We start from the raw sequence: 20220 nt of genomic DNA on the forward strand, positions 1-20220 counted from the left end.
TGGCGGATAAGAGCGTAGATACAAGATATGAGATAACCAATTTTTTACTATTTTCGGTTGTTTATTTTCCCTCTCAGCAAAATCTTATTTATTTATCAGTTTATTTATCTATCTCTTAGCTGCAAATTAAATCTAGTTTCTAGAAAACTCAGAAACAAATTACACCATATAAATATAAATCACTTAGTAATAGTGAATTTAAAAAAGGATCGCTAAAATGAAAAAGCTACTTTTATCTGTTGTGCCTCTTTTAGTTGTAGCCTTATCTGCACTTCCTCCTGCCCAAGCATCACCAAGGTTCAGGCGCGATACTAAAGCTACTCAAATTATCCGTAGTGGTGCAATCCCTAGTGTAGGCAATTCAATTCGTGCAACCCATTATTTTGACTTAAAGGTTCAGGGTAACCCTCTCTCCCAGTTGCTGATCGATGTGCCAGAAGGGCTGATGATAACTAGAGGTATTCGGGTTACGAATCAATCTGGCGAACAAGTGGCAACCAATGTGACGATGAATGGTAAAAGAGCCACAATAGACTTTTCTCAACCAGTCGCAACTGGAACCACAATAAAAATTTCTCTGCAAGGTGTCAGAACTCTTTACCCCAATTCGGTTAATGCACCTACTTGGCTCTACCCAGTTTACGGTAGAAGCGTCGGTTTAACAGCAGATATTCCGTTCGGTTTAGCCAGAGTTCAAATCTATGGCGGTGGTTAAACTACCACAGACGATAAATCTGGGGCGGGTTAGCAATAACGCCTGCCCCTAATTGCTGCAAATCTTACTGAAACTGCCTGAAATCACCCGATTGGGTGAATCTATTGCATGAAGGCGATCGCAAGCAGATTTTACACAATATAAGTAAATCGAAGATTTCGAGATGAATTCTGTCGATTGGGCACAAAAATTTCAGTAGTTGAGTCAGTGAATCTGGAATCCTGCCACTAGAGTTTGTAGTTAAATGTGTCCCAATCAAAGAGAGATATACTTCCCAAGTTATCCCTCAGATGAAAAAAGGGAACCTCCAAAATTAATGCATAAAACTATAGAACCTGACCGTAATTATATATAGAAAACGGTTCAAATCTAAAAACTAATCAACAGGATAAATTTATGACTAGCTTAACTCTTATTAAACAACAACAAGACCTACTATATCCAATCCGTCAGTGGCTAGAATCTAGAGAAATTAATAACGCCAAATTAGCTCATTTCTTATGCAAACTGATTCCTGCTCAATGTCCGTTTGAAAGAGATATCGTACTCTTTGGACGCAAGCTATTCCACATCCCACCAATGTGTAAGCTTAATCCCCTCTATGAAGAAGTAGTTGGTTTGCGTTTCAAAGCTCTTTGCTATCTTGCAGATGAATGTGGTGAAGATGTTACAGTCTACTGCTAACAGTTAGCTGTCAGTGGTAAATGCACCCTTACTGTAGTTCCCTCCGTAACAGTTGATTCAATTAACAATTCACCATTATGAGTTTCCACGATCCGCTTAGTAATAGCAAGCCCCAATCCAGTTCCAGAGGATTTTGTCGAATAAAAAGGTTTAGTTAAGTTAGGCAAAACCTCTGGAGGAATGGGTGCGCCACTATTGTGTATATTAATATAGACTTGATTATTATTTCCGTCACTATAAATTATTAATTTCACACTCTCTCCTTCTGGTATTGCTTCACAAGCATTCCGCACTATATTAATTAATACTTGCTTTAATTTATCTTTGTCACCTAATATCTGAACCACATTGATTGCCGCAGAAAATTCTATTTGCCGTCCTATTGCTTCTGGCATTCCTTGCAGAGATGGTAAGATTTCAGAAATAAATTGGTTAATATCAATTTTTTCTAGCTGCAATGACTGTGGCTTGGCATAAAGCAATATTTCTTTTAACAATCTTTCTAACCTACTCGCTTCATCTAAAGCTAGGGATAATCGCTCTTTTGCTGATTCAGATAAATCCAATCTCTGAAAAAAGTTCAACCCCATTTTCATTGTCGTCAAAGGGTTGCGAATTTCATGGATAATACAGGCAGCAAATTCACCAATGGCAGCCAGCCTTTCTTGCTCTACAAGTTTTGTTTGTGCTGCCCGCAATTCTTCTGTCCTGCGGGCAACTTCGGCTTCTAAAATATGATTAAATTGTAGTTGTTGCTGGTACAAATAATAATTATCTATCGCCGTTGCCGCACGTTCTGCAAATAATTCTGCAATTTGAACCTCTTCAGCAGTAAAGTGACGCGGCGTTTTGTGAAAAGAACAAATAGTGCCAATCACTTCTCCTTGGGCTGTGCGTAAAGGTACGCCCAAATAAGCTCGATACCCCTCTGGAGCTTTACCATAGTCAACACAAGTTTTGGTATCTTCTACCACTAGACTTTGTTGTGTATTGACCACTGTTCCTGTGACAAGTCCATGCAATGAATATACATCATTACTGCTATTACCCAAGTCAATACTGCTAGCTAATACCCTCTCAAAACCACCTTGGCAAAGGGTAACAACTGACCAATCTAACTCTAGCAATTCGCTCACACCCAAAGTAATTTCTTGTAAGTAACGCTTGATTTCCCCGGTACGATAACTTAGTGAAGATAGGACTTCTAGCGTTCTTTTTTTTCGTTGCCAATCTCCAGAACTACAGCACATAAAAACTCCTTTTTTAAAATTTTTCGGCTATATATTACTGATAACAATCGCTTTTAGAATCAAACTGACTAGCTAATACTTGCAACAATTCTTAGCAATAAATAATATTGACCATGTGTATAATCTAAACACGAAAACATGAAATAATTAATTGCTTATATGTAAATAAACGTAACTAATGTTGATTTGTTTTAAGTATTTTGTTGAATAAACTCTAAGAAATTTTTACTTAGAAAGTAAAGTATAAACTATCAGTTAATTTAATTTCTGCTCGTCTTTATTTTTCAGGACAATCAGTTTAGAAATATCAAGTTATTAAACTCCCATGACAGCCCACATTCTACTTGTTGAAGATGAAGTTAAACTGGCACGATTTGTAGAATTGGAACTGAGTTATGAAGGCTATCAAGTTACCGTTGCGCACGATGGATTAAGTGGATTGACTACAGCCAGAGAGACTCATCCAGATTTAGTGATTTTAGACTGGATGTTACCTGGTTTGTCGGGGGTGGAAATTTGCCGCCGCCTGCGAAGTACAGGGGATCAAGTGCCAGTCATATTATTGACGGCAAAAGATGAAGTGAGCGATCGCGTGGCTGGTTTGGATGCGGGTGCGGATGATTATGTCGTTAAACCCTTCAGCGTCGAGGAATTGTTAGCTAGAGTTCGCGCTCACCTACGCAGAACCCAAGAAGTAGACGCAGATATATTGCTATTTGAAGATTTGAAGCTAAATCGTCGCACGCGGGAAGTGCATCGCGGCGATCGCGCGATAGAATTAACAGCTAAAGAATTTGACTTACTAGAATATTTGCTAGCACATCCCCGACAAGTGATTACGCGCGATCGCATTTTAGAGGAAGTCTGGGGCTACGACTTTATGGGAGATTCCAACATTATCGAAGTTTACATCCGCTATCTACGGCTGAAATTAGAAGCCAACAACGAAAAGCGTCTCATTCAAACTGTGCGTGGTGTCGGTTATGCGTTGCGCGAGTGAAAACAACACTCTCAGCAAAAACTCATCAAATAGAGGGTGATATGTACTAGGATGCAAAAAGTTGATTTTAGACGCCAATACATATCATCAGGAGTGCAATGACTTATCTCGAAACCGCAGCACAATTCTACAGTGAAGTTGCGCAAACACCGCAAATTGGACTTTGTTGCGTCCAAAGTTCACCCCTCCAATTGCCAGGATTGAAAATTCCCCAACCAATGCAGGAAATGAACTATGGTTGCGGCAGTACCGTTCATCCTGCAGAATTAGCAAATCAACCTACTGTGTTGTATGTTGGAGTTGGTGGTGGCTTAGAAGCTCTGCAATTTGCTTATTTTTCTCGCTGCCCCGGTGCTGTGATTGCTGTTGAGCCGGTGGAAGCAATGCGAGAAGCGGCTGCACGCAACCTGGAAATTGCTGCTCAAGAAAACCCTTGGTTTGATCCTAGCTTTGTAGAAATTCGTGCGGGCGACGCATTTAATTTACCTGTTGCCGATGCTTCTGTAGATGTGGTAGCGCAAAATTGTCTTTTCAACATTTTTGAGCCAGAAGATTTAACTCGTGCTTTACAAGAAGCATATCGCGTTTTAAAACCAGGCGGACGTTTACAAATGAGCGATCCGATCGCCACTCGCCCAATTCCACCACATCTGCAACAAGATGAGCGTTTGCGCGCTATGTGTTTATCTGGCGCACTGACTTATGAAGAGTATATTCAGCGAATTATTAATGTGGGATTTGGACAAATAGAAATTCGCGCCCGTCGTCCTTATCGTCTTCTAGATTACCAAACTTATCATCTCCAAGAACATTTACTTTTAGAAAGTCTTGATTCTGTATCTTTTAAAGTTCCTATTCCTGTAGATGGAGCTTGTGTTTTTACTGGCAAGACAGCAATATATACTGGTTTGGAAGAGTTATTTGATGATCATGCCGGGCATATTTTGCAAAAAGGTGTACCAGCCGCAGTGTGTGATAAAACAGCTGCCAAACTTGCTACTTTAATTCCAGACAAATTAATAATTACTAATTCTACTTGGCATTACACTGGCGGTGGTTGCTGTTAGTTCACGGCAAAGACAAGTGTGAAATATAGAGGCGCTAACTCTTCGCCATAAACTTTCTTGAAAACTATCTATCATGTTGGGTGCGTGACGGGCGATCGTCCGTAATGCACCAAATTATTGTTGTATCTTCTCAAGTGAAATTGTGATGCAAAATTTTTCTATATAAATTAACATTATATCTGTAAAGGTCAGGCAATATTAACTAATGCAAACTCAAGCAACAAATTCAGCATTAACTCCTTTCAAACATAAACTAACTTCCCCTTTAACTAAAAAGCAAATTACTGTTTTACAAATCAATCTGGGCAAGCGTTGTAACCTTGCTTGCACTCACTGTCATGTGGAAGCAGGGCCAAAACGTACAGAAGAACTTTCTCCAGAGATTTGCGCTCAATTGATTGAAATAATTCACAAGTTTCCCCAAATTCAAATTGTCGATTTAACTGGGGGCGCACCAGAAATGAATTATGGATTTAAGCCACTAGTAGAAGCAAGTAGAGCTACAGGTAAACAAGTCATAGTTCGGTCGAATTTGACTATTTATTTTGAAGATGAATTTGGAGATTTACCAATTTATTTTGCCAACCATCAAGTGAGAATTGTTGCTTCTTTGCCTTGCTATTTAGCAGATAATGTTGATAAAATGCGCGGGATTGGAGTTTATAATGATTCCATCAAAGCACTGCAATGGCTAAATCAAGTTGGTTACGGTCAACAGCCAGATCTAATTTTAGATTTGGTGTATAATCCTCAATTACCTTCTGGTGAAAAATTTTCTTTAACCCCAGAGCAAATTAAGCTAGAGCGAGATTATAAAGTATTTTTAAAAGAGAAATTTAATATAGATTTTAACAATTTATTTACTATTACTAATCTACCAGTAGGCAGAACTAAATTGCATTTAGAACGAAAAAAACTGTACAGTCCTTATTTGAAATTTTTAGAGTCACACTTCAATGCCAACACGGTTGAAAATTTAATGTGCCGCGATGAGCTTTCAATTGATTATCTTGGTAACATATATGACTGCGATTTTAACCAGATGATGAATTTACCTGCAAAAACTCGCAGCGGTGAAAACCTGACAGTTGCTCATTTGCTCGCGGCTGGCAATCTAGATTTAATAGACGAAGTACAAACTGCTGCTTATTGTTACGGTTGTACTGCTGGGTGCGGTTCTAGTTGTGGTGGTGCTTTGGTATAAATATAAGAAAAATATACTCACGCGACACGAAATAAAATCTGTTACAGAATCTGTTACCAGTGGCTTATCTACATCCACATCGGTTTACGATTAAAGACAATTAAGTTTCCTCATACCTTGATGTAAATCCGTGGATTAATAACAACTTCCACGGTTTTATTTTGGTTATGGCAGTAAAATTAGGCACTCAAAATGCTTCTCAAGTTAATATCATTGAGGTAAAACTAGCTCAATCAGCTGCAATTCCGTTACAAAAAATGTTACGAGTGTGTTGATACTGCTAAATAATCGTTATCATGATATCTAGTTAAGCTCCTCACACCACACCAAAAGCCGTGAATGTTTATTTCACGGCTTTTTTTATTAACCTCACCTTACGACTACTCCTTTATCCATCAGTGGAGAGGGGTTGGGGGTGGGGGTTTTTCATTATTGTCAATTAATTAAAGTCTGATCTTACGGTTAACTGCACGCTAACAAGCATGAAAACGCAAAATCCAAAACAGCTACTACCACCAGCTTTAAGATCGAGAAACTACCGCCTATTTTTTGCTGGACAAGGTATATCCTTGATTGGAACTTGGATGACGCAGACTGCCACTATTTGGCTAGTTTATAGCTTAACCCAATCGCCCTTAATGCTGGGAGTTGTTGGGTTTAGCAGTCAAATTCCTAGCTTTATTCTCGCTCCCTTTGGTGGCGTATTTGTAGATCGCTTTTCCCGCCATCGTACCTTAATTGGTACGCAAATATTGTCAATGATTCAGTCATTAGCACTGGCGGCATTGGCACTAACGGGTGTTATTCATATTTGGCACATCATTGTCTTGAGCTTATTTCAAGGATTTGTTAGCGCCTTTGATGCACCAGCACGGCAAGCATTTGTGCCAGAGTTGGTAGAACGTAGAGAAGATTTAGCCAATGCGATCGCGCTCAATTCTACAATGTTTAACGGAGCGCGGTTAATTGGCCCGGCGGTGGGTGGTTTGTTAGTTGCTAGTATTGGCGCAGCATACTGTTTTTTAATTGATGGTCTTAGTTATATTGCCGTAATCATTGCCTTATTAGCAATGAAGATTAAGCCGAGAACAATATTAGTCAGTACGGCTAACCCCTTGGAACAAGTCAAAGAGGGATTTGTGTATGCCTTTAGCTTTCCACCAATTCGGGCGCTGTTATTGCTATCAGCTTTAGTTAGTTTTTTCGGATTGCAATATACTGTGCTTGTACCAGTTTTTGCAGAAAAAATTCTCCAAGGTAATGCAGAAACGCTGGGATTTTTGATGGCAGCATCTGGAGTCGGAGCTTTATGTGGTGGAATTTATTTGGCATCGCGACAAACAATATTAGGGCTTGGTAAATTGATTGCTTTTGCCCCAACAATTTTAGGAATAGGATTAATTACTTTTTCACTATCACGTTATTTGCCACTTTCTTTATTCACAATGCTATTTATTGGGTTAGGAACAATCCTCCAAGTTGCTGCTGGCAATACAGTTTTACAAACAATAGTTGAAGATGAAAAACGCGGGCGAGTGATGAGCTTATTCACAATGGCATTTTTAGGAATCATACCTTTTGGTAGTTTATTAGGAGGAGCGTTGGCAGATCGAATCGGTGCTCCTACTGTATTAATTATTGATGGAATTGTTTGTATTTTAGGTTCTATGTATTTTATGAGACAACTACCTGCTCTACGGCAACTAGTACGTCCAATTTATATAGAAAGAGGAATTTTAAATGAAGGGTTACATTAACTCTAGATGATAAGAAAATCATGTTTGATAAATCGACCACTGTCTTGGAAAGCTTTGAGCCTCGCTCCGCGAGGAGCTACGCTAACGGAGGAAACCTCCGCACCCTACCCTACGGGAACGCCTTACGGCGAACGGGAAGCCGCCTTCGGCGTCTACAAACTTTCCGCAGATGGACACAGATAAACACAGATAAATTATCGGTGTCCATCTGTGTTTATCTGTGGTTGTTATGATCATAAAAGGAGGCACAAAGATGGTTACAAGCCGAAGTGAATACTACATTTCTCCAGAAGAATATTTAGAAGGCGAAAAAGTTAGCCAAATCAAACACGAGTATATTGATGGGCAAGTCTATGCAATGGCAGGGGCAAGTGATGCTCATGTCACTATTAGTATGAATTTATCGATGCTGCTGCGAAACCATTTGCGGGGTAGTGGTTACCGGGTGTACATGGCAGAAATGAAAGCACAAATTGAAGTTATTAACCGCTACTACTATCCTGATGTCATGGTTACTTGTGATGCACGGGATAGAGAGTTTGAATATTTTAAATGCCACCCGAAATTAATTGTAGAGGTACTTTCAGATCGCACAGAAGCTTTTGACAGAGGTAAGAAGTTTGCAGACTACCGCCACCTAGAATCATTGCAGGAATACGTACTCATTTCCCAAGACATAATGAGTGTGGAATGCTTCCGCCGCAACGAAAAAGGGCGCTGGGAACTTTATCCCTACGAAAAAGGCGAAGAAGTGCATCTAGCTAGCGTTGATTTTTGGTGTGAAATTGAGGCGATATATGAAGATGTAGTGCTAGTAAAAGAGAATGCTTATTAATCCAACATTTCTGGATCGATTCCCAAGCTTTGGAGTTGTTCAGAGGAAAGATGACGCAACTTCTCTACAATTTTTTTGCGCTTTTGTCGTTCAACTTCCGCACGTTCCTCACCCGTTAGCAATAAATTTCCTTGTGCATCCCACCATCGTAACCAAGGTAACTCTGCATTCTGATAAACGCCTTGCCAAATTCCCAGTTCTACCCCCATCGGCTTAATAAGATAATGTTCCCGCTCGTTAGGTGTCATGAGTTGATAAGTATTATCTACGAGGTGATAAACTTCCACACGTGCCTTTTCCACCTCATAAATTGCATAATAAGGCACGCGAATTGCTTGCTCGTAAACCCAAAACTTTCCTGGTTCTCCCTGTGAAGGTGTGGTTTTATCTCGTTCTTCGCTACCATCCCCCGATACAAATTCAATCACAATTAACGGCGCGACATATTCCTTCCACAACACGTAGGAACGTCGCATTTTGCCATTCAGAGTTGGCGGTACATTGGGTACATAAAACCAGTCTGGTGCTTCCGCCCCTTTCTCTGGAGGATCGGTTAAGCGCCAGTAAATGCCTGCGTCTTGTCCGATGCAGTAATTTCCATCGGGATGCAGTTGCTGCAAAACGGGTGTAATTGAGTCAGTTAGTAAGATACTTTGGGGATGTTCTTGCAGATTTTTCACGAACTTGCCGTCAGAGTCTGGCAACTGCGTGTGATCTGGTAATGTTAATTCCGATAGGGAAGTCATAGGTACAACCCAAAGTGTATCTGAAATTTAATTGTAGATTGCAATTTTAGACATCTATAAACAAATTGCTGTGTGGGATTGCGATTATTTGCTTTAGAAAAATTAAGCAAACTGTAAGTTAAAAATTTGAGAGAGTCGTTACTCTCTTAGGGGTTGATGCCCTTTTAGCATTTGTCGTGGTTTTAGTGATATAATATTGGATTACAAAACAAAAGTTTTTAAAGATTTTAAATTATATTACGACTACTCAATTTTCATTTTACTAAACTATTAGAGGATCTGAAGGAGAATCAGCAGCAGGAGTTGCATAATGCCGCAACGATATACACGGTTGCACAGATTGCTCTCAATGAACTGCAACTTGCTCAAGACTCGCAGATGCCAAAGCCAACTATTGCAGCCTTACCATCTGCACTGGAGAAAATTGATCGGACTCAACTACTCAAACAGTATGGCTCTTACAATGCTTGTCGCCAGGCTGCTAAGGAAAAAGGAATTAAATTCTCCCGTACTCCCAGTTGGGAACAGTTAACAGCAGCATTCAGCTACGCACAGGCATTTGAAAAGATAATAGAAGCTTATATGAAAATGTATCCAAACCAAAAACTCAAAGGCACTAAATTCGAGTTCACCATATAATCTCTCAACCTAAGTTTCACGAAACAGTTGGATCGTCATTACCTTTGAGATCCCGTAAAATCTTTTCTATTTGTTCTACTCTCTCAGGTCTATCTTGGGTTTTAAATACTTTTAATGCTTTTTCTAAAGAAGCGATCGCCTCATTTCTTTTGCCTTGTTGCCAGAGTGCCTGAGCTAAATTAGTCAGTGCATCTCCATACTTGGGATTAATATCTAGTGCTTTATTGTACTCTGCAATTGCTTCTTCCCAACGCTGTTGACTTGCGAGTACAACTCCAATCGCATTATATGCCAGGGCATATTTGGAATTTAAGCGAATTGCCTCTTGATATTCTTTGATTGCATCTTCTGTTTTACCCTGACGAAATAGCACATTTCCTAACTGGTAATATCCAAAGGCATCTTTTGGGTACTTTTTGATTAACTTACGCAAGCTCTCTTCTGCACCAGTTAAATCACCCTGATTGAATAGGGTATTTGCTGTTTGAACTAGTTGCGATCGCTCTTGTGATTGATTGTCAGAGAACTGCGCTAGCATTTGTGCGTTAGAATTTGCTACCTGTGCGAAAACAGATTGACACGTATTCGTTACAGTCAAGATACCCAGCATTAAGTAACTAGCAGTTTGAAAAAATGCTGACTTGAGAGAATTGTTTGGCTTCATCGCGTCACAGTATCTTCTCTGATTAGGGCTTTATTTCTAGTTCACAAAATATATTATCAATTTTCGGTGTTGCTGAATCGCGGTATTGATCCGGATGCCCAGATGCAATATATCGCATCTAGGCAAGGGTGTTGGCATTATGATTCGTTATTGTGCTCGCTTTGCAGGAGTTGTGCTTGAGTGTGGCGCAATTCCTCTAAGGCTAACTCCAAGCGTTGATTTTTTTCATTTAACTCCCGTGTCCGTTCGCGTACTTTCTTTTCGAGTACCTGACTGTATACTTCTAGTTGTTCGTTGGCATCTTTTTGGATTTTAATCAGTTGCTGAACTTCTTGGATCAGACGATTGAGAGAACTAGCCAAGATGCCGACTTCATCATTGGTGGTGACAGGTGCTTGCAGATTGAAGTTAGATTCTTCTGTAACCTGTTGGGCAACATGGGTGAGTGCTTGAATCGGACGGGCAATGGCGCGACTAGTGTAAATTGCTAGCAAAGTTGCGATCGCGATTGATAGTAACAGGCTCCCTAAAATTATTTGCAGGCGTAATTTCTCTGCCCTTCGCAGTTCTTGCTTTGATTGCTCATACTCTTTGACAATTACTTCCTTGAGGCTCTTGATGTCATCAAGAAACTCATCCACCAAAAACACCGACGAGCCATGCATGAAATTGAACAGTTGAGTTCGTGCGATTTCAATCTCATCTGCTGATAATTTTCGGGGATTATTATCCCGAAAAAAAGCTTCTGTACGCTTTAAGTAAGCGCTAAAACCTTTATAATTTCGCAACAAGCGGTAAACAGCTTTTTGCTCATCGACAGAATCATATATGATGGTGGTGTTCTCAATGCTATAGTTCGCTCCAAATTCAGACCAAACTTGCCGAGCTTGAGCAACATACTCAACTAACGCAGCATAATTTTCTTGCCATAAGTTTGGTCGATCCATATACAGAAGTAACTGGTGCTGAGTGGTGCGGACACGAAATACGCTCGTTTTCAGTTGAGATATCTGGTATAGTTTTTCGATTGCTGCTTGTTCCCGTTTTTGGGCTTGATTTTGGTAGCGATCTGCTATTAAAAAACCAATACTAGTTCCTAGTACGGCGATGCTCAAAAGCACTCCGTATCCAATACCTATCTTTTGTCCCACCTTCAGGCGACTGAACCAATACAGAGAATTAGTTGATTGCAAGCGGTGATTTGACTCCCCAACAGCCAGTTCATCAAAATTGCTGTGCCGTTTCATACTTCAATCATGACTGAGATGGGCTTGAATCAGTTCCAGCAATTCCCTAAAGCGAAATGGCTTGGTAACATAGTCATTTGCTCCGTTGTTGAATGCAATCGTCCGTTCGTGATCGTCTTTACGGGCTGTAACAATAATGATTGGTCGTGTATCTCCCCGCTTGCGGAGTTCTTTTAATACTGTCCAACCATCTACCAATGGAAGTCCCAAGTCAAGCAGCATCAAATCAAACTCAGTATTTTGAGCTAACAGCATCGCCTGCTGTCCATCTTCCGCAATAATAGTTTTGTATCCCTGCCTCCGCAACCCTTTTTCAATAAAAGCAGCAACACCCGCTTCGTCTTCAACAATCAAAATTTGATTCATAAAACCAATTTTGATTTAATTATTAAAAATCAACATGAGAATTATACTCATGTTCGTAAACGATAACCCATACCTCTAACCGTTTCAATCAAATCACTGCCTAATTTCTTGCGGAGATAGCCGACGTAAACATCGACAATATTAGAACCTGGGTTATAGTCGTAACCCCAAACGTAATCTAGTAGTTGTTCTCGGCTGATAATTTGTCCTGGATGGCGGCAAAACATTTCAGCCATTGCAAATTCACGGGAAGGCAATTCAACGGCGCGATCGCCTACTTTTACCTGTCGAGTTCGTATATCGAGCGAGATTTCACCAGCCTTGAGGATAAACTCTTCTGGATTTGTTACAGGTTTAGTATTTCGCAAGCGCACTCGAATCCGCGCCAGCAGTTCTTCAAATCGGAAGGGTTTGGTAATATAATCATCCGCACCCCCTTCTAGCCCAGCAACTTTGTCATGAATATCACTCCGGGCAGAGAGGATAATTACAGGCAAATCTTCTCCTTGTCCGCGTAGTTCCTCTAGCACTTGAAATCCATCTTTGCCGGGCAATCCCAGATCCAAGATCAGTAAATCAAAAGTTCCACTCTGCGCTACATCCAGTATATGCAGTCCGTCGGCAACAATTGTGGTTGTAAACCCTTGCGCCCGCAATCCTTTATCGATGAATGAGGCAATCCGAGGCTCATCTTCGGCTATTAAAATATTGGGCATATTCACTCATCTCCTGTGGGGGATCGAGCGGTAAGACGATAGTAAACATCGAACCTGTTCCTAGCTTACTCCGAAGTAACACTTGACCACCATGAGCCTCAGCGATCGCTCGTACAATTGACAGCCCAAGCCCTGCTCCTTCGGAACGACGGCGACTGTTGGAAGAGCGGGCAAAGCGTTCAAAGATACGCTTTTGGTCAACAAGCGGGATGCCCTCGCCTGTATCACGCACCCAGAATCGCACCTTGCCTTTGGCGATCACAGAACCAATAGCAATAGTATCACTCTTTGCGGTATGTTGAGTAGCATTTTGGGCTAAATTCATCACAGCCTCAGTAATTCTTTGGCGATCGACGATAATTTGCCCTTTTGCCATAGCATCTAATTGCCAGTCCCGCTCTGCCAGTGCCACAGCTTTAGTAAATAACTCTTGTGTTAATTCTGCTACATCAACCTTTGTTAGTTGCAAAAAGTCCGAGCGTTCTGCCTTTGCTAGCAAAATCATGTCATCAACTAGACGGCTCATCCTGTCTAGCTCTCCCATCACCAGTGCCAGCGTTTCCTCTTTTTCTTGAGGATCGTCTCCCATCAGTTCCAAATGCCCTCGAATGATGGTAATAGGAGTGCGGAGTTCGTGCCCGGCATCGTTGACAAATTCACGTTGGGTAGCAAAGGCTGCTTCTAACCTGTCCATCATTTCATTGAATGTCGTTGCCAGTTCTGCTAGTTCTCCTTTTCCTTGTACGGGTAAGCGTTGAGTCAAATCTGTTTCACTAATAGCATGAGCAGTGTTAGTCATTGTCCGTAAGGGAGCTAGTATCCGCCCCACTGCCAACCAGGCAAGAATTAACGACACCACAAACACCAGGCTGGAAACTTCGATAATTACAGAAACTGATTCTAGAGCTTCTGCTCGCTCACCTGCTGCACTATGGGCAACAACAAAAACTCCTCGCGTTTTGTCATTAATCTCAATCGGTTCGACCATATAAAGAATCTTGCCAGTATTAGGATCGGAGAATTCCTTTTCTCCTTGCTCTGGTTGAGTTTGTTTTGCCCACTTTTGCATTAGCTCTGAGTTCTCTGCAAGTTGTTTGGGGCGTGCTCTGGGACTAGATTTGTAGAATTCACCATCAATAAACGTGATGAAATAGGATTCATCCTCTGACAGTCGATGCCGCAAGTAAGTTTTAAAAAGCTTCTTTAAATCTTCTTTCGAGGTTGGCGGAACGATTTGTTCTTTTTCGGAGAGCAGCCTGCTCAATCTCTCTGACTCGAAGGCGATGTCTTCTGGATCGTCTTCAATCGCCGACTTGGAAGCAACTGTTTGAGCATTGATCAATGCCTTAAAAGCCGCCATGTCTTCTACCATATCCTGACGAACACGCTCATCAATGCGCTGGTAGAGCCGATAGCGAAATGCAGGAACAGCGATTAGAAAAGTTACTCCCAAAATTAGCAAGTACCAGAGCAAAATCCGGGTGCGCGCTTCTTTGAATACTTGCTGCCAGGCTGAAAACGGCTTGGGTATGTTGACAGTAGCTAGGCGATCGCGATCGGTTGTTGCACTGCTCATTTTTTGCCCTCCCCGATATATGCTCAATTATTTTACTCTTGGCTCGACTACATCCATGTTATCTGTGCGGGAGAATAGCATCAGGCAGAAGATAGAAGGCGCAACAAAAGCAAGAACAGCAATAACAATCTAACTTTGGATATTTGATTAATAGTTTGACGCAGTTATACAATCACAGAGATATCGTCACTTCAACATTAATAAATAGTAGTGACTATATTCATATATTGCACCAGTTACTTTATTGGATTTTTTGTAGGGTGGGCACTGCCTAACTTTCCCCAAACCCTTATTTTTACTTTGTGGACAGTGCCCGCCTTACCTGACTTTGCATCATTAATTGCTGCAAAAATTTGTATAAATTTATTACCAGTATTACCAGTTCTTAAATTTCTGGAGGCGCAGCAACCCACTGTAACTCCAAATGGTAATGGGAACGCGCTCAATCAAGATTCATTAATTGCCAAAGGTTGGGAAACCACTGATTATGTTGGTGTGATTCTGCTGGTACTTAGCCTTGTAGTGCTTGTGGGTATTGTCAGTAGAAGAATGGAATATGCGATTATCTTTGCTTTGATGCTGAGTTTACTGATAATTGTCTTCTTTTTGCTTGCCTAGTAAACAAATCAGTCCACCTTTTTCTCAAACCAGATGATCATATATTAAATTACACAACTAGTGAATGAAAATTTCTTTTCCCTAGCCCCTCTTTGAGCTACCTCAAAGACGGCACGAGAAATTATTGGCAAACTAAGGATAGCATCAGTTTAAGGGGACACCAGACATGACTAATGCTACCCTCAATTTTCAAATAGCTTCTGGACATCAAATTTTAGCAGCAGCAGGTAAAAGATATCTGCGTCCGGGTGGAAGACAAGCGACTGAGCAATTATTTGAGTGGGCTAATTTTCAGCCAGGGGAAACAGTTTTAGAACTTGCATCTAGTTTTGGTTACAGTGCGATCGCTCTTGCCAAACGCTACAATGTCAAAGTCGTGGGTGTAGAAAAAAACCCTGATAGTGTAGCGCGATCGCGTGCCAACATTAGTGCGGCTGGTTTAGAAAATCAAGTCGAAATCATTGAAGGTGATATTTTTCACCTAGAAGCTATACCAGGCAAGTTTGATTATGTTTTGGCAGAAGCAATTCTCACAATGCAATCTCCATCAGGCAAAGCCAAAATTTTGACAGGAATTCACAATAAACTTAAACCCGGTGGAAAATTTCTATGTCATGAATTATTAGCTCGCGACAAAGAAGCAGAAATCCATTCTGAGTTAGCAAAGGTAATAAAAGTAAATTCTACACCGCTATCAGAAGCGAACTGGATTAATGCCTGTGCTACAGCCGGATTGAAAGTGCAAAAACAACAAACTGGAGCGATGGCTTTATTGAATTTGAGCAAAATGTTTGAGGATGAAGGCATATCCAATACGATGCGGATTTTGTGGAATATTTTGACGAAAGAACCTATCCGCCAACGTGTTTTAGAAATGCGTCGAGTCTTCCAAAAATATCGCCATGAATTAGGCTATATCATTTTCTGTGCTGTCGTGGGGTAGGGTACTGGGTATTAGTGATCGGGGACTGGGAAAGAAACGCTCTCAAAATCAAAAGCGATGATTCCCAATCATGGAATTCGAGTTTAAGTATTACTAATTTATCCCTTCTGCCTTTTATCACTATAAAACTTCAAAAATACTATGACTACCACATTCACAAATAATTCATCTTGTGTTAAACAATTGCGAGCAGAAATTGAATATCCACGTGACGGAGTTCTCAGCAAAGTATTATTGAAGGATAAAGTTTGCCAATACACCCTTTTTTGTTTGGCAGCTAACACTGAAATTTCCGAGCATACCTCTACTCGCAATGCCACTATTAACGTCATTGAGGGACGAGGTTTACTAACATTATCAGGAGAAGAAATTACTTTAGAGCCAGGAATTTTTGTCTTTATGCCTGCTCATGCTCCTCATGCTTTAAAAGCAGAAGAAAATTTAGCATTTTTGTTAACGCTGTCAGATAATCCTGCTCAGGATTAATTAAGTCGCCCTTGCGAACTGTGTACCATTTGAAGATGTGGAAAATGCGCCAGTGCAACAAGAATGGTAGCACGCGATCGCTATTCTTTGTTTACCTCTAGTTGTTGATGCACGGGAAAGAGAAAAATTATCTCTAGTAGCCTAATAAATATTTATCCTCAAACGGGGAGATGAGGACAATGGCTCAATCTACTCTCAATACATCTAGCAATCCCCAAGCATGGTATAAGCCGATGTTCTCCCCAGAACATGGAATATACGTAGTGTTGCTAGTTTCTTTCTTAATTGGTGCAGCTGCCCCACAAGCTTGGAAATTGACAACCACGCTGGCTTTGATCTGCGCTTTTTGTGGCTTCCAGGCTGAACATCCCTTAGTAATGCAAATCAAGCAACGTCGCAGCCTCAAACCACGTTTTATTTTTTGGGGTGGGTTTTATGCTGTGATTTCTGGTGCAATTGCACTTTGGCTATATCTGAGCTACCCAATTTTATTGTGGATTTATGTAGGTGCGATCGCTGCTTTAATCGTGGATGCTTTTTCTGTTGTGCAAAGAGAGCAAAAATCTATTTTCAATGAGCTGGTTGTCTTTGCTGCGGTTTGTCTTTCTACTCCCTTTGCCTACGCTGCGACAACTGGAACTATTTCCGCTAGTATCATGGGGCTTTGGGCGCTCAATACTCTCTACTTTTCCAGCACCATTTTCACAGTTAAGTTGCGCAAACCAAAAACTAGTTCTGCAATTCCAGGGGTAGTTTATCATGCTATTGCCAGCCTAATTATCTTCATCCTCTACTGGTTTAGTTGGTTATCTCCAGTTGCAGCTTTAGCTTTTGGATTAGCATTACTTAAATTTGGCATTGCTGTTTTAAATCAAGAATGGTATTGCAGCGCTAAAATTCAATTTGTAGCAACCCTTGAAAGTGTAACTGCCTTTGCTTTTCTGATTATTGTTGCTCTTTCAGTTCTACCTGCGCGCTTAACAACTCTTTAACTAGATTGATAATCATTAAAGGAAGATTTGCCTAAATTCAAGAAAGGGTGAGAACAAACAAAAAAGGTAGCAAGTTTTCTTCTGAATTCGTAACTATTCAACAAAATTTCCAGAATGAATTTACAATTTTTGGAGGTTTGATTATGACCGATACCACCTTAGTTGATGCTGATATTACAATGTCGTCAAAAAGGCGATCGCTCAGTTTTCCTGCTTGGTTAGTACTAATCTGTATCGTCGCTTTTACTGTTTTATTAGCAGCAGGGGCTGCTATTTGGAAAAATGCCCCACCTGTACCAGAAGTAGTGCGTTCTCAACAACAAGAAATCGTCTTTACTAAGGCAGAAATACAAGCGGGGCAAGAAACTTATTTAGCTCGCGGTGGACAGCACGTTGGCAGTATTTGGGGACATGGTAGCTATCTCGCACCTGATTGGACAGCTGACGTACTTCATCGCTGGGGATTAGCCACCGCTGGGGTTTTATACAACGATAATCCTGATTTTTCTCAAGCTGATTTAGAAGCTTTACCAGCCCCGGAAAAAGCGAGTTTACAAGCACTTGTCAGTCAAGAATTTAAAACTAATCGTTATGACTCTGAAACCCACGATTTAATCCTGACAAATGCCCAAACCCAAGGATTGAAGAAAGTCTTCCAAGACTATCAAAAACTATTAGCTCATGGCTCTGCAATTCACTCAATCCCTGATGGCTGGTTTAAAGATAATACTCAAATTAAAAATGTCACATCCTTCTTTACTTGGACAGCTTGGGCAGCAGCCGCAAATCGACCAAATGCCCCATTTTCCTATACTGCAAATTGGCCTCATGATGACTTAATTGGCAACCAAGCACCAGGGCAATTTATTATTTGGTCAATTGTCTCAATCATCATTTTAATTGCAGGAATTGGTGTATTTTTATTCGTCTACTTAACTCAAGAAGAAGCGGATGAAGTCCAACCAGTACCAAAACACCCAGCAGTGCGAATTCCTACCCCTTCTCAGAAAGTCACCTCGCTATTTTTTGGCGTAGCAATGACTATGTTTTTAGTTCAAATTATCATGGGGATGTTTACAGCCCACTATGCTGTAGAAGGAGAAGGTTTTTACGGAATTCCTTTAATTAATTTCTTGCCTTACGCTGCTTCGCGTACTTGGCATTTACAACTAGCTGTCTTCTGGATTGCTACTTGTTGGTTGGCGGCTGGACTTTATTTTGCTCCACGTTTTGGCGGCATTGAACCAAATTTTCAAGCGCTTGGTAATACTGTTCTCTTAGGTGCGTTAGCCCTTGTTGTCGTTGGTTCCATGATTGGTACTTGGCAAGCGGTAACGGGAGTTTTAGACGTAAAAAATAGTTTCCTTTGGGGGCACCAAGGCTATGAATATATTGAGTTAGGAAGGGTTTGGCAACTGCTATTAATTGGTGGCATGGTATTTTGGCTGTGGCTGATGTATCGTGCTTTTAAACCAGCTTTGAAAAAAGAGAAAAATCCCACTGGTTTGAGTCATTTTTTCCTCTACAGTGCAATTACAATTCCTCTGTTTTATTCGGTTGGTTTGGCGTATACAAATCGCACACCTTTAAGCATTGCTGAATATTGGCGTTGGTGGGTAGTTCATTTGTGGGTGGAAGGTTTCTTTGAGGTATTTGCTACCGTTGTCATCGCTTATTTGTGTAGTGAATTAGGTTTCCTCAAAAAATCTTCTGCTTTGCGTGCGACTTATCTAACTACAATTTTGTATTTGGGTAGCGGCGTTATTGGTACATTGCATCATTTATATTTTTCTGGAACGCCATCTTTTATTGCCGCGATGGGAGCAGTATTTTCAGCTTTGGAAGTGGTTCCTTTAACGCTAATTGGTTTTGAAGTCTTAAAGACACTAAAATTATCCCAAGAAGCAGAAGGATTTTATCGATGGCCTTTACGCTTTTTTATCGCTACCTGTTTTTGGAATTTAGTCGGTGCAGGTGTGTTTGGTTTCTTAATTAATCCTCCAATTGTTCTTTACTACTCGCAGGGTTTAAATACTACACCAATTCATGCTCATGCTGCTTTATTTGGTGTATATGGTTGTTTAGCATTGGCATTGATGCTATTTGCTCTGCGGGAATTTGTACCAGAAAAAGCTTGGAATGAGCAGTTACTGCGCTTTTGTTTCTGGATGATTAATGGCGGTTTAGTTGGAATGCTTGTTTTGGGTTTAATTCCCAATGGCTTCTATCAACTAGCTGTGTCGATTAATCATGGTACTTGGTTTGCCCGCAGTGCAGAAGTAATTAGCAGCCCTTGGATGAAATGGACTGTGTGGTTGCGAATTCCCGGTGATATCATTTTTGCCATTGGCGCGATCGCAATGTTTGTATTTACAATCAGGGCGATCATTGCTGTTTTCCGCTTTCCGGTGAAACCAAGGCAAATAGAATTACCTGCTGCTGTTGGTGCTGGTAGTACGGAATCTTGAGACTATTTATTTATAGTTTGCTAGATTACCCAACCTTTTTTCAGATCCCCGACTTCTCAAAAGAAGTCGGGGATCTGTATTTTCGCTTTTTTAAGTCCAGATTCTTTATTCGGAGATTGTCCTCAAATCTGCTGCACACATTTATCTTGGATATGCTCCTCAACCTAAACTTGTTTTCGCTTAACTTCTGGATTTCCAAAGGCGATCGCTCTCTAGCAATTTTTGTAGGGTGGGCACTGGCTAACTT

The 20220-nt window shown here is 40.8% G+C and carries 21 protein-coding genes; 14 read left to right on the forward strand and 7 right to left on the reverse strand.

What is annotated here, in order from left to right; all coding sequences use genetic code 11:
• Positions 1-217: 217 nt before the first annotated feature.
• Positions 218-715, forward strand: a complete 498-nt coding sequence (locus UYC_RS0112155; protein WP_016878667.1) for a DUF2808 domain-containing protein — start codon at positions 218-220, stop codon at positions 713-715.
• 396 nt (positions 716-1111) lie between these two features.
• Complete coding sequence (locus UYC_RS0112160; RefSeq protein ID WP_016878666.1) at positions 1112-1399, forward strand: Mo-dependent nitrogenase C-terminal domain-containing protein; 288 nt, start codon at positions 1112-1114, stop codon at positions 1397-1399.
• On the opposite strand, the gene UYC_RS0112165 is transcribed toward UYC_RS0112160, so the two are convergent.
• Complete coding sequence (locus tag UYC_RS0112165) at positions 1396-2649, reverse strand: GAF domain-containing sensor histidine kinase (RefSeq protein ID WP_016878665.1); 1254 nt, start codon at positions 2647-2649, stop codon at positions 1396-1398. The genes UYC_RS0112160 and UYC_RS0112165 overlap by 4 nt on opposite strands.
• Before the next feature lie 325 nt (positions 2650-2974).
• Between UYC_RS0112165 and UYC_RS0112170 the strand changes: the two genes are divergently transcribed.
• The 6 genes from UYC_RS0112170 (at position 2975) to UYC_RS0112195 (ending at position 8512) form a co-directional block, all read left to right on the forward strand.
• Positions 2975-3649: a response regulator transcription factor gene (locus UYC_RS0112170; protein WP_016878663.1), complete on the forward strand. Its 675-nt coding sequence runs from the start codon at positions 2975-2977 to the stop codon at positions 3647-3649.
• Between the two features lie 98 nt (positions 3650-3747).
• The gene (gene arsM, locus UYC_RS0112175; RefSeq protein ID WP_016878661.1) at positions 3748-4716 is read left to right on the forward strand and encodes an arsenosugar biosynthesis arsenite methyltransferase ArsM; all 969 of its coding nucleotides are present in this window, start codon (positions 3748-3750) and stop codon (positions 4714-4716) included.
• A gap of 205 nt (positions 4717-4921) precedes the next feature.
• Positions 4922-5920, forward strand: coding sequence for an arsenosugar biosynthesis radical SAM (seleno)protein ArsS (gene arsS / locus UYC_RS0112180; RefSeq protein ID WP_016878659.1), 999 nt, complete (start codon positions 4922-4924; stop codon positions 5918-5920).
• A 482-nt stretch (positions 5921-6402) separates the two neighbouring features.
• Positions 6403-7677 (forward strand): MFS transporter, encoded by a 1275-nt coding sequence (locus UYC_RS0112190; protein ID WP_016878655.1) that lies wholly within the window; start codon positions 6403-6405, stop codon positions 7675-7677.
• Positions 7678-7701: 24 nt separating this feature from the next.
• Positions 7702-7860 carry a hypothetical protein gene (locus UYC_RS37760; RefSeq protein ID WP_157171239.1) on the forward strand — a complete coding sequence of 53 codons (159 nt, stop codon included), beginning with the start codon at positions 7702-7704 and terminating at the stop codon, positions 7858-7860.
• 70 nt (positions 7861-7930) lie between these two features.
• Complete coding sequence (locus UYC_RS0112195) at positions 7931-8512, forward strand: Uma2 family endonuclease (RefSeq protein WP_016878654.1); 582 nt, start codon at positions 7931-7933, stop codon at positions 8510-8512.
• Here UYC_RS0112195 and UYC_RS0112200 read toward each other — a convergent pair.
• Entirely contained in the window at positions 8509-9258 is a 750-nt protein-coding gene (locus UYC_RS0112200; RefSeq protein ID WP_016878653.1) for a Uma2 family endonuclease, read from the reverse strand. The genes UYC_RS0112195 and UYC_RS0112200 overlap by 4 nt on opposite strands.
• Before the next feature lie 303 nt (positions 9259-9561).
• On the opposite strand from UYC_RS0112200, the gene UYC_RS0112205 reads away from it, so the two are divergent.
• Positions 9562-9897 carry a hypothetical protein gene (locus UYC_RS0112205; RefSeq protein ID WP_016878652.1) on the forward strand — a complete coding sequence of 112 codons (336 nt, stop codon included), beginning with the start codon at positions 9562-9564 and terminating at the stop codon, positions 9895-9897.
• Positions 9898-9913: 16 nt separating this feature from the next.
• Here the strand turns inward: UYC_RS0112205 and UYC_RS0112210 are convergent, their stop codons facing one another.
• The 5 genes from UYC_RS0112210 to UYC_RS0112230 all read right to left on the reverse strand — a co-directional run bounded on the left by UYC_RS0112210 (position 9914) and on the right by UYC_RS0112230 (position 14466).
• Positions 9914-10561 carry a tetratricopeptide repeat protein gene (locus UYC_RS0112210; RefSeq protein ID WP_016878651.1) on the reverse strand — a complete coding sequence of 216 codons (648 nt, stop codon included), beginning with the start codon at positions 10559-10561 and terminating at the stop codon, positions 9914-9916.
• Positions 10562-10698: 137 nt separating this feature from the next.
• Positions 10699-11808 (reverse strand): HAMP domain-containing protein, encoded by a 1110-nt coding sequence (locus UYC_RS0112215; RefSeq protein WP_016878649.1) that lies wholly within the window; start codon positions 11806-11808, stop codon positions 10699-10701.
• Between the two features lie 3 nt (positions 11809-11811).
• Positions 11812-12174 carry a response regulator transcription factor gene (locus UYC_RS0112220; protein ID WP_016878648.1) on the reverse strand — a complete coding sequence of 121 codons (363 nt, stop codon included), beginning with the start codon at positions 12172-12174 and terminating at the stop codon, positions 11812-11814.
• Positions 12175-12221: 47 nt separating this feature from the next.
• Complete coding sequence (locus UYC_RS0112225) at positions 12222-12890, reverse strand: response regulator transcription factor (RefSeq protein WP_016878647.1); 669 nt, start codon at positions 12888-12890, stop codon at positions 12222-12224.
• Entirely contained in the window at positions 12862-14466 is a 1605-nt protein-coding gene (locus UYC_RS0112230) for a sensor histidine kinase (RefSeq protein WP_016878646.1), read from the reverse strand. The genes UYC_RS0112225 and UYC_RS0112230 overlap by 29 nt, the downstream gene beginning before the upstream one ends.
• Positions 14467-14676: 210 nt before the next feature.
• Between UYC_RS0112230 and UYC_RS0112235 the strand changes: the two genes are divergently transcribed.
• The 5 genes from UYC_RS0112235 to UYC_RS0112255 all read left to right on the forward strand — a co-directional run bounded on the left by UYC_RS0112235 (position 14677) and on the right by UYC_RS0112255 (position 19973).
• Positions 14677-15084, forward strand: coding sequence for a hypothetical protein (locus UYC_RS0112235; protein WP_016878644.1), 408 nt, complete (start codon positions 14677-14679; stop codon positions 15082-15084).
• A gap of 166 nt (positions 15085-15250) precedes the next feature.
• Positions 15251-16027: an SAM-dependent methyltransferase gene (locus UYC_RS0112240; RefSeq protein WP_016878642.1), complete on the forward strand. Its 777-nt coding sequence runs from the start codon at positions 15251-15253 to the stop codon at positions 16025-16027.
• 141 nt (positions 16028-16168) lie between these two features.
• Positions 16169-16513 (forward strand): cupin domain-containing protein, encoded by a 345-nt coding sequence (locus tag UYC_RS0112245; RefSeq protein WP_016878641.1) that lies wholly within the window; start codon positions 16169-16171, stop codon positions 16511-16513.
• Between the two features lie 179 nt (positions 16514-16692).
• On the forward strand, positions 16693-17505 hold the full coding sequence (locus UYC_RS0112250) for a YwiC-like family protein (protein WP_016878639.1): 813 nt from the start codon (positions 16693-16695) through the stop codon (positions 17503-17505).
• A 143-nt stretch (positions 17506-17648) separates the two neighbouring features.
• The gene (locus UYC_RS0112255; RefSeq protein ID WP_235083174.1) at positions 17649-19973 is read left to right on the forward strand and encodes a nitric-oxide reductase large subunit; all 2325 of its coding nucleotides are present in this window, start codon (positions 17649-17651) and stop codon (positions 19971-19973) included.
• Positions 19974-20220: the final 247 nt, after the last annotated feature.

Source organism: Chlorogloeopsis fritschii PCC 6912, assembly GCF_000317285.1.
Classification (GTDB): Bacteria; Cyanobacteriota; Cyanobacteriia; order Cyanobacteriales; family Nostocaceae; genus Chlorogloeopsis; species Chlorogloeopsis fritschii.